The following is a 14688-nucleotide window of genomic DNA, read 5'->3' on the forward strand; positions in this document are numbered from 1 at the left end:
CGATGAGCGGGGCTGGACCCTTGCTGGGTCAACCGTCCATCGCCGGATGCGTGTGCAGGAACCCTTTGCAACGCGTCAAAGGCGAGCCTAGAAGTCCCCACATCCTGCGCACGGAAGGGCACCGCACATGACCGACAGTTTCGGCACGAAGTCCAAGCTCCAGGTGGGCTCGGCCACCTATGACTACTTCAGCCTGAGCAAGCTGGCCAAGGCCCACCCGTCGGTGGACCGCCTGCCCTTCTCGCTGAAGGTGCTGCTGGAGAACCTGCTGCGCAACGAGGACGGGCGCGTCGTCAAGCGCGAGCACGTGGAGAAGATGCTCGCGTGGGACCCCAAGGCCACCCCGGACGTGGAGATCTCCTTCCACCCGGCGCGCGTGCTGCTGCAGGACTTCACCGGCGTCCCCGCCGTCGTGGACCTGGCCGCCATGCGTGAGGCGCTCGCCTCCATGGGCGGCGACCCGTCGAAGATCAACCCGCGCAACCCCGCCGACCTGGTCATCGACCACTCGGTGCAGATCGACTCCTTCGCGACGACGGCGGCCTTCAAGGAGAACGCGGAGCTGGAGTTCGAGCGCAACCGCGAGCGCTACGCCTTCCTGCGCTGGGGCCAGAGCGCGTTCAAGGGCTTTGGCGTCGTCCCGCCGGACATCGGCATCTGCCACCAGGTGAACCTGGAGTTCCTGGCGCAGGTGACGTTCCGCCAGGGCAGCACCGTGTACCCGGACACGCTGGTGGGCACCGACAGCCACACCACGATGATCAACGGCCTGGGCGTGGTGGGCTGGGGTGTGGGCGGCATCGAGGCGGAGGCCGCGCTGCTCGGCCAGCCGATTACCATGCTCATCCCCCAGGTGGTGGGCTTCAAGCTCACCGGCCAGCTGCCCGCGGGCGCCACGGCGACGGACCTGGTCCTCACCGTCACGCAGATGCTCCGCAAGAAGGGCGTGGTCGGCAAGTTCGTGGAGTTCTACGGCAGCGGCCTCAAGGGCCTGTCCCTGCCGGACCGCGCGACCATCGCCAACATGGCGCCCGAGTACGGCGCCACCATCGGCTTCTTCCCGGTGGACGAGGAGAGCCTCAACTACCTGCGCTTCACCGGCCGCCCCGAGGCCGTCGTGGCCCTCACGGAGGCGTACGCGAAGGAGCAGGGCCTGTGGCTCAAGGCCGACGCGCAGGACCCCCTCTTCAGCGACACGCTGGAGCTGGACCTGTCCACCGTGGTGCCCAGCCTCGCCGGCCCCAAGCGCCCGCAGGACCGCGTGCCCCTCAAGGACATGAAGTCCGGCTACGAGAAGTCGCTCGTGGAGATGCTCTCCGCCGGCAAGAGCAAGGGCGAGGATGACGAGGGCGGCGGCAAGGCCAAGGCGGCCCCCGCGGCCGAGGTCCCCGCCGAGCGGCTGGCCCAGAGCGTCACCGTGAAGCAGGGCCGCCAGAGCTACCAGCTGGGCCACGGCGCGGTGGTGATTGCGTCGATCACGTCCTGCACCAACACGTCCAACCCGGCGGTGCTGGTGGGCGCGGGCATCCTGGCCAAGAAGGCCGTGGAGAAGGGCCTCAACCCCAAGCCCTGGGTGAAGACCAGCCTGGCGCCGGGCAGCCGCGTCGTCACCGAGTACCTGCGTGACTCCGGCCTGCTGCCGTACCTGGAGGCCGTGGGCTTCCACGTGGTGGGCTACGGCTGCACCACCTGCATCGGCAACTCGGGTCCGCTGACGGAGCCCGTCGCCAACGCCGTCGTCGAGGGCGACCTCGTGGTGGCCGCGGTGCTCTCCGGCAACCGCAACTTCGAGGGCCGCATCAACCCGCACGTGCGCATGAACTACCTGGCGAGCCCCCCGCTCGTGGTGGCGTACGCGCTGGCGGGCGAGGTGGGGCTGGACCTGGACACGCAGCCCTTGGGCACGGACCCGAACGGCCGCGAGGTGTTCCTCAAGGACATCTGGCCCACCAACGACGAAATCAAGGCGGTCATCCGCGCGTCGGTGAAGCCCGAGCAGTTCCGCAGCCAGTACGCCAACGCCATGGAGGGCGACGCGCTCTGGCAGCAGCTGCCCGTGGGCAAGGGCTCCACGTTCCAGTGGGATGAGAAGTCCACCTACGTGCGCAAGCCGCCCTTCTTCGAGAACCTGCCGAAGGAGCCCAAGGCCACGCAGGACATCAAGGGCGCGCGCGTGCTGGCGCTCCTGGGTGACTCCGTGACGACGGACCACATCTCGCCCGCGGGCAACATCGCCAAGACGAGCCCGGCGGCCAAGTACCTCATGGCCGAGGGCGTGGAGCCCAAGGACTTCAACTCCTACGGCGCGCGCCGCGGCAACCACGAGGTGATGGTGCGCGGCACCTTCGCCAACATCCGCCTGAAGAACCTGCTGGTGCCCGGCGTGGAGGGTGGCGTCACCGTCCACATCCCCACCCGCGAGCGGATGAGCATCTACGACGCGTCCATGAAGTACCAGGCGGACGGCACGCCGCTGGTGGTGCTGGCCGGCGCCGAGTACGGCACGGGCTCCAGCCGTGACTGGGCCGCCAAGGGCACGCAGCTGCTCGGCGTGAAGGCCGTCATCGCCAAGAGCTTCGAGCGCATCCACCGCTCCAACCTCGTCGGCATGGGCGTGCTGCCCCTGCAGTTCGAGGCGGGCCAGGACGCGCAGTCGCTCGGCCTCACCGGCCACGAGGCGTTCGAAATCACCGGAGTCGCGCAGGACCTGGCGCCGCAGAAGAAGCTCACCGTGAAGGCCACGGGCGAGGGCGGCGAGAAGAGCTTCACGGTGGTGTGCCGCATCGACACGCCCAACGAGCTCGACTACTACCGCCACGGCGGCATCCTGCAGTACGTGCTGCGCCAGCTGGCGAAGGCGTAGCGCGCCGCGAAGACGAAGACGAGACGGGCCCCGCTTTCCTCGGCGGGGTGCCGGCTCACACGACGGCCCGGAGTGCCCGCTGCGGCGCTCCGGGCCGTGGTGTCTTCAGAGCTGCTTCAGGCGCGCCCAGGCGGCGCGGTAGCGCGCCAGCCGGTCCATGTCCTTCGCCGTCACCTGGGTGAGGCGGCGCACGTCCATGTTGTCCTCCAGGTCCGCCAGCTTCACCCGGCGCGCCAGCGGGTCCGGGCGCAGCCGCTCGATGAAGGCCTCGTAGGACTCCTCCTGGCGGCGGGTGAGGCCCTCCAGCGCGCGCAGGACGGGCTCCGCGTAGCCCTGCTCGCGCAGGCGCTCAATCGTCCAGGGCGTGTCCTCCACCACGTCGTGGAGGATGGCGACGGTGCGCTCCTCCTCCGTCTCCAGCTTCAGCATCAGCCGCAGCGGGTGCAGGATGTAGGGCTGTCCGGCCTTGTCCCGCTGCCCGCGGTGCGCCTCCACCGCGAGGGCAATCGCGTCTTCGAGCGTGCGCATTCCAGGTGTCCTCCGTGACGGGAGGCCCAGGATGTCGCCGCGGGAGGCCGGGGCGTCGCGCGTGGGTGGGCCCCCTCGCGCGACGCGTCGTCAGTTGCAGTTGCCGGAGCCCGAGCCCGCGGTGCCCTGGGCGCAGTTGGTGCCGCCTCCGCCGTTGTAGCTGAGCAGGCCCTCGAGCGCGAGCTGGGTGGGCGTCTGGGCACCGTCCGCGCGGCGGGGGCGCAGCGTCTCGGAGATGCAGATGGCGCCCACCAGCGCCACCTGGTCGTTGTCCCGCCGCCAGTCGACCGTCAGTGGCGCGAACTCGTCCTCGTTGTCGCGGATGTAGATGTAGACGTCGGGCTTGCCGTCGCCGTCCACGTCCGCGAAGAGCTCCGGGTGGTTGGAGCGCAGGGTCGGGTCGGCGGGGTTGGCCGGGTTCGGGTTGAAGCTGGAGCGCACCGGGTCATAGACGGCAGGCTGGGACAGGTAGGTGTTCCAGCTGGGGTAGTTGCGCCCGAAGTAGCTGCGCGCGAGCTGCAGGCCGCTGTCCGCGCAGCTCTGGCGCTGGCTGGCGCGGCTGCTGGCCACGGCGCGGATGCGCTCGCCGCCCGCGTACATCATCAGGCTGGCCACCAGGCCCAGCAGCACGGTGACGAGCAGGACCACCACCAGCAGCGTGGCCCCGCGAGGGGAGGGAGGGGTGCGCATGGGAATCCTCGGGCTCACAGGTTGGCGGCCGCCAGGTTGGGCAGCTCCATGCGACGGGTGAAGAGGCTGCGGTAGTAGCCGTCCGCGGCCACCGTGGGCGCCCGGACGTTGTTCTCCACGGTGACGGGCTTGTCGTCCGCCAGCACCGCGGAGCTCTGGCTGTTGCGGCGCGGGTTGCGGCCGGTGGCCACCACGCTGATGCGCAGCGTGCGCAGCCCCGACTGATGGTCGGCGCCCTGGCCGTGCCTCCAGGTGTACTGCGCCGGGTCATCCATGCCCGTGGTGTCGAACCCGAAGGCCACCTGGAAGTCCTCCACGTTCTCCTGCACGACGAAGGGCGTCGCCCCGGCCATGTCGGAGAAGGGGCGGCCCAGCGCGTCCGCCACCAGCCGGCCCTCGGTGCGCAGGAGCGACGGGCGCCTGGAGACCGGATGCGGGCCGATGAAGAAGTGCACCAGCCGCACCGGGTACACCAAATCCCCCTTCTGGAAGCCGCCCTTCTCCGGGGCGTTGGAGAAGCCCGGCGTGCCGGACTCGGCGTAGTTCACCCGGCCCGGCACGCCCGGCGTGGACGGGACGATGTTCAGCTCGGAGATGAGCGCCGCGGAGGTCATGTTGCTGACCAGGTGGAGCTGCGGGGCCTTGAGGCTCTGGGTGCAGTTGACCTCGAGCTCGCCGGTGCCGGGGCGCACCACGGACACGGCGGCGCCCGGGGTGACGCAGGGCTCGCCCAGGTAGTCGCGGTCCGGCACGACCAGCCACAGGTCGTCGCTGCCGTCGGCCGTGGTGACGTTGCCGGAGGTGCCCGCGCCGGTGGTGCCGTCGCGTCCGAAGAAGGCGCTGGTGCGCACCGGGACGCCGTTGCGGCGCACCCAGATGCCGTTGGGCGCGCCCGCGCCCGCCTGCCGCACCAGGCTCATGATGGCCTCGCCCGCCAGGCGCGCCGAGTCGTGGCTGTCCGTCGTGTGCTCCGTGTTGTGGACCACGCGGCTGCCGGCCACCATCAGCGCCGCGGCGGCCGCGATGATGATGCTGGTGAGCGCCAGCGCCACCATCGTCTCCAGCAGCGTCATGCCTCGCGTCTTCATTGGACGAACACCTCGCTGTGCGCCTGCGCGCGGGCGGCCGTGTCGCCCTTGCGCACGATGCGGGCCCAGACCGTCACCGGCTGGGCGCCCGGGGGGAGGACTCCGGGGACGGCGGGCTCCCTGGGCAGCCCCTTCGTCACCAGCATCTCCCGGCAGTACGTGCCGTCCGGCAGCGCGGGGGCGTTGCACGGCGTGCCGGCGGGGATGCCCGCCAGGGGCTCCACCGTGCCGTCGGCGGACAGCTTGAAGTAGGCGCCGGAGGAGGGGTCCCCCGGCACGTGCGTGCTCACGTCCGCCTTCCACGGCGCCGCGCCCGGGGCCAGCTCCGTGGGGAAGGTGGCGGGGCGCTCCACCGCGTCGACGATGAGCCTCGACTTCGAGGCCAGCCGCAGCCGCTGCATGCTGGCGTCGAGCATCATCCGCTTGGCCTGCAAGAGCTGCCCGTCATGGACGTCGCGGGAGGCGAACACCATGCCTCCCACCGCGCCCGCGGCGGCCAGGGCCAGCACGCCCATGGACACGAGCACCTCGACGAGACTTGCGCCGCGGCGCGCGGCGAGACGTTGCGAGCTCATTCGAAGAACCTCTGGCTCCAGTTGAGCAGCCGGAAGACGAAGCCGTTCTGGCCGTTGACGCGCATCTGCTCCTTCGCCTCGGGGGTGTTCGCCCCCGCCGGGTCGTTCATCGTGTGGCGGGCAATCTTGCTCACGCCCAGGCCGATGACGTGGCTCTGGGACGACGCGCCGCTGCCCTGCTGGAACACCGCCACGCCGCCGAAGTTGGCCACCGTCATGGAGGACAGGCTGCTGACGGCCCCCGTCCCCGACGTCGCCGTGTTGCCCAGGTCCAGCGCCCACGTCTTGCCGCTGATGTTGCCCTCGACGGACATCAGGTCGGAGCCGATCTTCCCGTTCGCGGTGGAGAAGTACGCGGTGCGCCCCGCGACGGTGATGGTGCCGTACACGTGCTGCGGAGCGCCGAACGTCAGCGGGAAGGGCGTGGGCTCCTGGAGGATGCCCTGCTGGGTGGCCAGCCCCTTGGCTTCCGAGGCGCTGATGTTGGTGCCGTCCAGCTTGAGGCCCGCGGTGCCCAGCGGCAGCCGGCGCGAGGTGCCCAGCAGCGCCAGGTGCAGCTGGCCCGCGTCGTCGGCCGGCACCCAGTCCACGCCGCCCGTGCCCACCAGGGCCACCAGCTCGCCCTCGTAGTTCTTCAGGGCGCTGCCCGCGGTGATGTTCTGGGGCAGGCGCGCCAGCGCCACGTTGGTGGAGAGCGGCCGACGGTCACCGGTGACGGACTGCGCGTCCAGTCCGGTGAACTTGCACGGCGTGGCGCACGGCGGGTTGGCGCGCGCCACGTTGACGTTCTGCCCGGTGGCGCCGTCCAGCTCCCACAGCTTGCCCTCCATGTCGCCCGTGTACACGCGCGCCGCGCCGCCGGTGTCCGTCAGGACGGTGGGCGCGTGGGGCGGCGTGTTGTCCACCCAGGCCTGGGTGTAGCCGCGCTCCCACTGCCACAGCTTCTGGCCGGTGGCGATGTCGATGGCGAACACCTGCATGCCGAAGGTGGGCGAGCCCTGCGCGCCGGAGCTGCTGGCGCCGACGAAGACGGTGTACGTGGGCTCCAGGCCCTGGCGCACCACGCCCACCGACAGGCCCCGGGTGCCGCCCATCTCCGTGTAGTTGTAGAGGCCCGTCGGGTGGCGGCCCGGGTCGTCCAGGGGCGCCATGACGAAGTGGGCCGTCTCCTCGCGCCACTTCGCCGCCCACTGGGTGCCGCCCGTGTCGCGGTCCGCCAGCTCCACCGGCGCGTGCGGAGGGAAGCTGCCCGCCTGGAAGTGGCTGCCCACCAGGTGCCACAGCAGCACGGGCCTGAGCGGGTTGGTGATGTCGAGCGCGAACAGGTCCCGCCCCTTCTGGCCCGCGTTGGCCACCAGCACCGTGTGCCACTCGCGCTTGCCGCTGCCCACGAAGTCCGCGAAGACGTCCAGCACCACCGGCGCGCTGTTGACGGCCGCCGCGTTGCTGCGCAGCCACGGCAGCTGGGTGGCGGGCAGGAAGCTCCACAGCTCCGTGCCCGGCGGGGGCGTGGAGCCGCCCTGGAAGCTGGCGCTCCAGTTCTTGGGGAAGGCCGTGTCCGCGGGGCTGACGTTGGGGAAGGACAGGTTCTCCGCGGGGCCCGCGTAGCGCGCGCCGCCGGACACGTAGAAGGCGTGGAGCTGACCGTCCAGGCCCGCGGCGTAGGCCACGGTGGGCCGGGGCGCGACCTTGTCCGGGATGTACCCGCTGGGCTTCACCACCGCGGGCGAGGAGTGCACGAAGCCGCCCAGGCGCGCGCGGTTCTCCGCGTCCTCGTTGTTGCACTGGCTGTCGGAGGGCTCGAGCACGGGGCTGCCCGAGCCGTCGTTGCCGGTGGAGGTGGCGTAGCAGAAGCCGCGCACGCGCTGGAGCATCTGCGCCACCGCGTTGAAGTCGTTGGCCAGCTTCGCCTTGTTGATGGCGGCGGTGCTCTGGCCGAAGTCGGTGCCCGCGAGCTGCTCGGTGAACTGCACCGCCTGCTGCAAATCACACACGCCGTCGCCGGTGGGCGTGGTGACGAAGTCGAAGCGCGAGGTGTCGTCGGGGTTCTTGACCTCGCCCAGCTTGAGCACGTCCACGCAGTGGGGGTTGGGGCCCGAGCCGTAGTTGGCGTTGATGGCGGTGCCGGCCACGTTCTGCGGCTTCCAGCCCACCTGGAGCACACCGCGCGGCGCGCGCAGGCCGGTGCCCAGGGACGGGTTCTCCTTCACCTGGCCACCGAAGTAGGTGAACAGGTTGCGCTCGCGCGGGTGGGGCATGACGGTGTCCGCGTCCCACAGGGTGGCCTCGTCCAGCGCGCTCTCGCCGGTGGCGAGCGCGTTGCCGCCGATGAGCGAGTGGGCGCGCAGGTGGCCCGGGTAGTAGGGGAACACCCAGTGGGAGCCCTGCGTCGGCAGGAACGTGTCCGCGCCGGGCGGGTAGCCCCTCACCGCGTCGTACGTGGCCGCCATCACCAGCGCGCGCGAGCCGTCGCCGTCACTGCCGTTGGGGTCCTCGAAGGCCACGGGCGCGGAGAGGGCGCGCTCGTTGCTCAAGGGCTCCGAGCCCAGGTTGAGCAGCGTGTTGAGCACGATGCGCGTGCCGGGGACGCTCGCCTTGAAGTCGTGCCCGGCGAGGTAGACGATGGTCGCCTTCTTCGGGTCGTTGTCCTTCTGGTTGAAGGAGAAGAAGTCGTGACCGCGCCGGGCGTCCTGGCCGACGTGGGTGGCGTTGTCGTAGACGTGCTCGTCCTTGTGGCCGTACCAGCTCACCGCGAGCCGCCGCACGCCGTCCTTGTACGTCGCGCGGTAGTTCTCCGTGTGGCCCACCACGTTGTTGAAGCGGAAGTCGCCCATCTGGGAGAACGGGTCCCCGGCGTTGGGGTAGATGACGCACTGGCCGCGGTTGCGCTCCGCCTGCGCCATGTAGTCCGGGTCCGTGCAGTTGCGGCCGTCCCAGCTCCTGCCGCCGCTGAGCTGGTTGATTTGAAAGCCGGACTCGGCCTGGAAGCGCGAGGAGAGCACGGGCGTGCGGTCCGGCTTGAGCGTCGCCTCGTAGGACCAGATGCTCGCGCACTCGGCGAACAGGCCGTTGCCGCGCTGGTTGGTGAAGTACTCCACGTTGTTGAGGGCGTTCTCGCGCTGGGTGGTGGCGCCGTCGCCGTTGGGCACGTACTCGCGGCGGGCGATGTTCCCGATTTCCCAGTGGGGCGCCCAGAACACCTTGTAGCGGGGCTTCTTGGTGACGGGGTCCACCGCGTTGAGCAGGCCGTTCTTGAAGGTGGCGGTGGAGACCAGGTCCGCGTTGGCGTGGAGCGCGTCGTAGATGAGGCCGGGCTTCTTGCCGTTGAGCGTGCAGCCGGACGTCGTGCCCTCGGGGCAGCCGCCCGCGCCCGGGAAGTCCAGGCCGGCGTTGCGCAGGTAGTCGTCCAGCATGCCGCCCTTCACCAGCGGGTCGCCGGCGCTGTTGAAGCCGTCCGACAAGTCCAGCAGGGCGATCTTGGGCGGGACGCGGTTGATGCGGCGGGCCACCGGCGCGGTGAACTCGATGGTGGCCTGGTGCATGCGCACGTGGTGGCAGCCGCTGTTGTTGGTGAAGGTGGCGCAGCCCCGGGCGCAAATGGTGCGGAACTTCTCAGGGGACAAATCACCGGAGCCCGAGCGGATGAAGTCGATGGCGTTCTTCGCGTCCTCGGCGGCGATGATGAAGGCGCCGCCCGAGTAGCGCGCGGTGGTGAAGCGCGGGTTGGCGACGGTGTGGTTCAGCGTCACCGCCGTGAAGTAGGGCCGGGCCTGGGTCGCGGTGGTGGTGAAGTTCTCGATGGCGGCGTTGGGATAGACGCCGCTCGCGGGGAAGGGGACCCCGTAGTTCACCGGCACCACGGGCTGCTCGTTCTCCTTGGTGTTGGTGATGGTGAAGTCGCAGCCGTCGTTCCACCGGTCGTCATTGGCGGGCGCCGGCGCGGTGTGACGGTTGGTGGGCACGCACCGGTTGGGGGACGTCTTCTGGTCGTTGATGGCCAGATACACCGTCACCGGGTTGTTGGCGTTGAAGCCGCCCGGCTGGTTCGCCTGGAGGATTCGCCACACCAGACCGTACGCGGACAGCGAGCCGCAGCCCTGCTGGAAGGTCGCGTTCTCGGGGATGATGAGCGAGCCGCGACTGAAGGTGACGAGGTCCGCCGCGGACGCGGGGAGCGCCAGCAGGACGCACATCGCGAGCAGCGCGCGACGCAGCAGCAAGGAGGGGGGCCGAGGGCTCATGGGGTGCTCCCACCGGGGGGTGAGCCGACCCGGGACAGGGTCAGCCTGGCCACCCGAGTGCACACCCTGTGCCCGTCTCCGACGCCCGCTTGCTCCCAGTGGAGTGCTGGAAACTTCTCCTCAGCCCTGAATGCTCGGGGGACGAACGGCTATGAAAACTTTGCGACTCCGCAAGGGCTTGCGTAGCCAGGCGCCCGGGAATCCCGAGCTACCAGTCGCCCTTGCCGCGCAGGGACTTCTTCTCCGACGTGCGCTTCTTTCCTTCGAGTCTGCGTCGCTTCGCACCGGCGGAGGGGCGCGTGGGCCGGCGCACCTTGGGGACGATGGTGAGCGCCTTCAGGCCCTCGCGCAGTCGCTCCAGGGCCACGCCCTTGTTCTGCGTCTGGCTGCGCCGCTCGGTGGCGGAGACGGACAGCTCGGTGGCCGCGTGCGTGAGGCGCACGCCGCTGGCGGTGGTGTTGCGGTGCTGCCCGCCGGGACCGGAGGCGATGAAGTAATCCACCTCGCACGTCTTCAGCAGGGCCTCGTCGTCGAGCGCGAGGGCCTCTCGCGCGGCTTGTCGGCGGGTGGGTGAGGTCGTGGTGGTCATGGCGTCTCTCGAAAGGTAGCCCTCGACGCCGGTGTCTTGCACCGACTGACTCGGCGCCCTCGCGCTCCTGCTCCGGCCCAGGCCGCCCCCGCCCTCCAGGTGGCCGGGCAGGCTCTCGGGGTGAGAGGGTGGTTGTGTCAATTTGAGAGGGTTTGCGCTGGCTCAAGCTTGAGTTCGAAGTGATTCCAGTGGGTTACGGGTTGGCCTGACGGTTGCTCTAGGGGTGGTCAGACGCGGTAACCCAAGGAGACACGGACATGGCCCTCAAGACCTGGCAGTTGGACGCGGCGCACACGACGGTCGGCTTCATGGTTCGCCACATGGTGGTGGCGAAGGTGCACGGCCGGTTCACGAAGTTCGAGGGGAAGGTGGTGGTGAACGGGGATGACCTGTCGCAGGGCTCGGCGGAGGTGAAGATTGAAGCGGCGAGCATCGACACGGGCGTGGAGCAGCGTGACAACCACCTGCGCTCGCCGGACTTCTTCGACGCGGCGGCGTTCCCCAAGCTCATCTTCCGCAGCAAGCGCGTGCAGGACGCGGGCAAGGGGCACTACCGCGTGGTGGGCGACCTGACGATTCGCGACGTCACGCGCGAGGTGACGCTGGACACGGAGTTCCTGGGCAAGGTGAAGGACCCGTGGGGCAACGAGCGACTGGCCTTCCAGGCGAGCACCAGCATCGAGCGCAAGGAGTTCGGGCTCTCGTGGAACCAGGCGCTGGAGGCAGGCGGGCTCCTGGTGGGTGAGCGTGTCGATATCACCCTGGACGTGCAGGCGGTGGCGGTGGCGGCGGAGCAGGCGGCGTGAAGTGGCATGCGGCGGGGCGCCCGCTGTCCCGCAGGTCCGTGACGGGCGGGCTGTTGGTCGGAGCCTCGGGCCTGGTGGGTGGCGGGCTCCTGTCGCGCCCCGCAACGCGGGGCGAGGTTGATGCATCTGAGTTGCAACTCGAAGGGAAAGGGAGGCAGGCGATGATCTACGTCCGGAATGCAGAGGAGAGGGGCCATGCCAACCACGGCTGGCTGGACACGCATCACACGTTCTCGTTCGCGGACTACTACGACGCGGACTTCATGGGGTTCCGCACGTTGAGGGTCATCAACGAGGACACCGTGGCGCCGCAGCGCGGGTTCGGCATGCACCCGCACCGGGACATGGAGATCATCACCTACGTGCTGGGCGGGAAGGTGGAGCACCGCGACAGCATGGGCACCCAGGCGGTCATCCAGCCGGGTGAGGTGCAGCGGATGAGCGCGGGGACGGGCGTGGTGCACAGCGAGATGAACAACTTCTCGGAGCCGCTGCACATGCTGCAGATCTGGATCCTCCCGAAGGAGAAGGGCCTGAAGCCGGGCTACGAGCAGAAGGCGTTCGACGCGAAGGAGCGTCAGGGGCGCTTCCGGGTGGTGGCGTCGCCGGACGGGCGGGAGGGCTCGCTGACGGTGCACCAGGACCTGCTGCTGCACGGCACGCTGCTGGGCAAGGGCGAGTCCGCCGAGTACGCGCTCTCGCCGGGGCGTCACGCCTGGGTGCAGGTGGCGCGGGGCTCGGGCACGCTGAACGGCGTGAAGGTGAAGGCGGGTGACGGCGTGGCGGTGTCGTCCGAGGACAAGCTGGTGCTCACCGCCGACACGCCGGTGGAGGCGCTGCTGTTCGACATGGCCTGAGCGCGTGAGCGCCGGGCGTTCGCGAGTCGCACCCGGGCCGGGTGGCGAGGACCTGGATGAAGGTCCCTGCTCCCCGGCCCTCGTGCGTCCTGGGACTTCAGCGCATGTCGAGCGTGAGGCTGGTCCTGGCCGTGCGCCCGTCCTCGGCGGTGGCGACCACGGTGACGGCCACGGGGATGCGGGCGACGCTCGTCGTGGTGGCGATGAGGATGTTGGCGGATGCCTGGTCACCGGGGACGACGACGGGCTGGGCGGTGATGCGCCGCGAGTCGGACTCCAGGCTGAGCGTCAGCGGGCCGGTGAAGCCCTCGGCGCGCGTGAGCTGCACGGGCGTGAGCTCCGACTGTCCGACGAACAGGGTGAGCTGCCGCTGCGCGAGGGCGATGGAGAAGTCGGGCTGGCTGGTGGTGGCCGGGAGGACCACGACGTAGAGCTCGGCGCCGGAGACCAGGTCCTTGCCGGAGTCGTTCGCCAGGAGCAGCGTGCGCTGGGCGCCGGTGACGGCGATGTCCTGCGCGACGCTGACGGTGACCATCTGGGTGGTGATGCCCTCGCCCTCGGGGACGATGATTTCGGGCGCCATGGTGATGCCCTCGGGCGCGGACTCCATGTTCACGCGGAGCTCCCCGGGCTGGTCGCCCACGCGGTTGAGCGTCACCTCGAACTGGGTGGACTGGCCGGGCTCGAGGCTCACGGCCCAGGGCATGGTGAACTGGAGCCGGTAGTAGGGCGAGTTGCTGTTGCACGAGGCGACGAGCAGACAGCCGAGGAGGAAGAGGCTTCGGCGGAGGACGGGCATCATGGGCGTGGTTCTCCCGGGAACGGCTCAGCATGAAACCGCCGCCCCCGTGGAGCAAGCCGCCTGGATGGACAGCGTGCGCGGAGCGACATCGGCGGCGTGAAGGAAGCAGGACATCCCAACGTCCGGGATTCAGGGGCATTCCTCGGCGAAATGTGGGGGGCGTAGACCTTTGGACGGGCTGGTCCGTTCATGGAGGGGAACGCGCGCGCAGCCACCCCTTTTTCCACGCAGACCCTTCCTCCGGAGTTCGCCATGGACCTTTCGTCCCTGTCGCGGGCCGTGCTGTCGGCCGCGCTCGCCCTCACCCTGTCCTCCACCCCCGCGCTGGCCGAGTCGCTGCCGAGGGCCGCGGTCACCACGCCTGCCCTGCCGCAGGGCGACGTGGCGCCCAAGGTCCAGGACGTCGTGGCGCCCAAGGTCCCCGACAAGGTCGAGGTGAAGGCGGCCCGGCCCGAAATCGAGGTGGTGTTCGTGCTGGATACGACGGGCTCGATGAGCGGCCTGTTGGAGGGGGCCAAGCAGAAGATCTACTCCATCGCCTCGCGCATCGCGCAGGGTCGGCCCACGCCGCACCTGAAGGTCGGCCTGGTGGCGTACCGGGACGTCGGCGATGACTACGTGACGAAGCGCTTCGACCTGAGCGACGACCTGGACACGGTGTTCGCGAACCTGCGTCGCTTCCAGGCGGGCGGTGGAGGAGACACGCCCGAGCACGTGGGGCGCGGGTTGGGTGAGGCGGTGTCGAAGCTGTCGTGGAGCCAGGACCGCACGGTGATGAAGGCCATCTTCCTGGTGGGGGACGCGCCTCCCGCGGCGCGCAACGACGACTGGGACTTCAATCACTGGGCGCAGCGGGCGCGCGACAAGCACATCGTGGTGAACACGGTGCGGTGCGGCCTGGATGCCGAGACGCAGAAGTCGTGGAAGTTCGTGGCGAAGCTGACGGACGGCACCTACGACTCCATCGACCAGTCCGGCGGCATGGTGGCGGTGACCACGCCCTATGACGCGGAGCTGGCGAAGGTGAATTCGGAGCTGGCCTCCAAGACGCTCTACACCGGCAAGGCGGCGGTCCAGGCGAAGAACAAGGAGCGGGCCAAGGCGATGGCGGAGCTGGCGCCGGAGGCCGCGTCGGAGCGCATCAGCTACATGCGCAAGACGGCGGACAAGGGCTCGTCCGGCGCCGCCGCTCCGAGCAGCGCGCCCGTCGCGGTGGAGGGCGCGGTGGACCTGGTGGTCGCGCCGGGGGCGCTCGCTCGGGTGAGCGCCGACGAGCTGCCCGATGAACTCAAGGGCCTGGATGACAAGGCGCGCGCGGCGAAGGTGAAGCAGCTGGGCGAGGAGAAGAAGGTGCTGGAGGCGAAGGCCTCCAAGCTGGCCGCGGAGCGCGAGGCGTGGCTCGCGAAGAACCGCTCCGAGAAGGAGGACGCCTTCGACGCCAACGTGATGAAGGGCGTCAAGGCGCAGGCCGCGCGGCACGGCGTGACGTACTGAGGTCGCTGGGCGGCCGCTCCGAGAAGGAGGACGCCTTCGACGCCAACGTGATGAAGGGCGTCAAGGCGCAGGCCGCGCGGCACGGCGTGACGTACTGAGGTCGCTGGGCGGCCGGAGCGGGGGGCTCCGGCGCCAGAGGCGCATGCGTGTCGGCG

The 14688-nt window shown here is 70.1% G+C and carries 11 protein-coding genes; 4 read left to right on the forward strand and 7 right to left on the reverse strand.

Features of this window, described 5'->3' with window-relative positions:
• Positions 1–127: 127 nt before the first annotated feature.
• Positions 128–2863 (forward strand): aconitate hydratase AcnA, encoded by a 2736-nt coding sequence (gene acnA, locus K8625_RS31935; RefSeq protein ID WP_223784840.1) that lies wholly within the window; start codon positions 128–130, stop codon positions 2861–2863.
• Positions 2864–2968: 105 nt separating this feature from the next.
• On the opposite strand, the gene K8625_RS31940 is transcribed toward acnA, so the two are convergent.
• The 6 genes from K8625_RS31940 to K8625_RS31965 form a co-directional block, all read right to left on the reverse strand.
• Positions 2969–3391 (reverse strand): HD domain-containing protein, encoded by a 423-nt coding sequence (locus K8625_RS31940; RefSeq protein WP_046711464.1) that lies wholly within the window; start codon positions 3389–3391, stop codon positions 2969–2971.
• A gap of 90 nt (positions 3392–3481) precedes the next feature.
• Positions 3482–4081, reverse strand: a complete 600-nt coding sequence (locus K8625_RS31945; protein WP_223746394.1) for a hypothetical protein — start codon at positions 4079–4081, stop codon at positions 3482–3484.
• A gap of 14 nt (positions 4082–4095) precedes the next feature.
• Positions 4096–5169, reverse strand: a complete 1074-nt coding sequence (locus K8625_RS31950; RefSeq protein WP_223746395.1) for a PilW family protein — start codon at positions 5167–5169, stop codon at positions 4096–4098.
• On the reverse strand, positions 5166–5744 hold the full coding sequence (locus tag K8625_RS31955) for a type II secretion system protein (RefSeq protein WP_223746396.1): 579 nt from the start codon (positions 5742–5744) through the stop codon (positions 5166–5168). Before K8625_RS31955 ends, K8625_RS31950 begins: the two co-directional genes overlap by 4 nt.
• Positions 5741–9985 (reverse strand): hypothetical protein, encoded by a 4245-nt coding sequence (locus K8625_RS31960; protein ID WP_223784841.1) that lies wholly within the window; start codon positions 9983–9985, stop codon positions 5741–5743. Before K8625_RS31960 ends, K8625_RS31955 begins: the two co-directional genes overlap by 4 nt.
• 208 nt (positions 9986–10193) lie before the next feature.
• Positions 10194–10574, reverse strand: a complete 381-nt coding sequence (locus K8625_RS31965; protein WP_223746398.1) for a peptide chain release factor-like protein — start codon at positions 10572–10574, stop codon at positions 10194–10196.
• 257 nt (positions 10575–10831) lie between these two features.
• Here K8625_RS31965 and K8625_RS31970 point away from each other — a divergent pair, with 257 nt between their 5' ends.
• Both K8625_RS31970 and K8625_RS31975 read left to right on the forward strand, forming a co-directional pair.
• Positions 10832–11380 carry a YceI family protein gene (locus K8625_RS31970; protein WP_223746399.1) on the forward strand — a complete coding sequence of 183 codons (549 nt, stop codon included), beginning with the start codon at positions 10832–10834 and terminating at the stop codon, positions 11378–11380.
• 161 nt (positions 11381–11541) lie between these two features.
• Complete coding sequence (locus K8625_RS31975) at positions 11542–12237, forward strand: pirin family protein (RefSeq protein ID WP_223784842.1); 696 nt, start codon at positions 11542–11544, stop codon at positions 12235–12237.
• A 97-nt stretch (positions 12238–12334) separates the two neighbouring features.
• On the opposite strand, the gene K8625_RS31980 is transcribed toward K8625_RS31975, so the two are convergent.
• Positions 12335–13039: a hypothetical protein gene (locus K8625_RS31980; protein ID WP_223784843.1), complete on the reverse strand. Its 705-nt coding sequence runs from the start codon at positions 13037–13039 to the stop codon at positions 12335–12337.
• A 252-nt stretch (positions 13040–13291) separates the two neighbouring features.
• On the opposite strand from K8625_RS31980, the gene K8625_RS31985 reads away from it, so the two are divergent.
• Positions 13292–14533, forward strand: coding sequence for a VWA domain-containing protein (locus tag K8625_RS31985; RefSeq protein WP_223784844.1), 1242 nt, complete (start codon positions 13292–13294; stop codon positions 14531–14533).
• Positions 14534–14688 lie beyond the last annotated feature (155 nt).

The sequence above is a fragment of the Myxococcus sp. AS-1-15 genome (genome assembly GCF_020037055.1).
GTDB lineage: Bacteria > Myxococcota > Myxococcia > Myxococcales > Myxococcaceae > Myxococcus > Myxococcus fulvus.

Excerpts from the sequence above, each read along its gene's own strand:
- K8625_RS31980 (WP_223784843.1), bottom strand. The coding sequence starts at position 13,039 with ATGATGCCCGTCCTCCGCCGAAGCCTCTTCCTCCTCGGCTGTCTGCTC.
- K8625_RS31970 (WP_223746399.1), top strand. The coding sequence starts at position 10,832 with ATGGCCCTCAAGACCTGGCAGTTGGACGCGGCGCACACGACGGTCGGC.
- K8625_RS31945 (WP_223746394.1), bottom strand. The coding sequence starts at position 4,081 with ATGCGCACCCCTCCCTCCCCTCGCGGGGCCACGCTGCTGGTGGTGGTC.
- K8625_RS31965 (WP_223746398.1), bottom strand. The coding sequence starts at position 10,574 with ATGACCACCACGACCTCACCCACCCGCCGACAAGCCGCGCGAGAGGCC.
- K8625_RS31985 (WP_223784844.1), top strand. The coding sequence starts at position 13,292 with ATGGACCTTTCGTCCCTGTCGCGGGCCGTGCTGTCGGCCGCGCTCGCC.
- K8625_RS31960 (WP_223784841.1), bottom strand. The coding sequence starts at position 9,985 with ATGAGCCCTCGGCCCCCCTCCTTGCTGCTGCGTCGCGCGCTGCTCGCG.
- K8625_RS31975 (WP_223784842.1), top strand. The coding sequence starts at position 11,542 with ATGATCTACGTCCGGAATGCAGAGGAGAGGGGCCATGCCAACCACGGC.
- acnA (WP_223784840.1), top strand. The coding sequence starts at position 128 with ATGACCGACAGTTTCGGCACGAAGTCCAAGCTCCAGGTGGGCTCGGCC.
- K8625_RS31950 (WP_223746395.1), bottom strand. The coding sequence starts at position 5,169 with ATGAAGACGCGAGGCATGACGCTGCTGGAGACGATGGTGGCGCTGGCG.
- K8625_RS31955 (WP_223746396.1), bottom strand. The coding sequence starts at position 5,744 with ATGAGCTCGCAACGTCTCGCCGCGCGCCGCGGCGCAAGTCTCGTCGAG.
- K8625_RS31940 (WP_046711464.1), bottom strand. The coding sequence starts at position 3,391 with ATGCGCACGCTCGAAGACGCGATTGCCCTCGCGGTGGAGGCGCACCGC.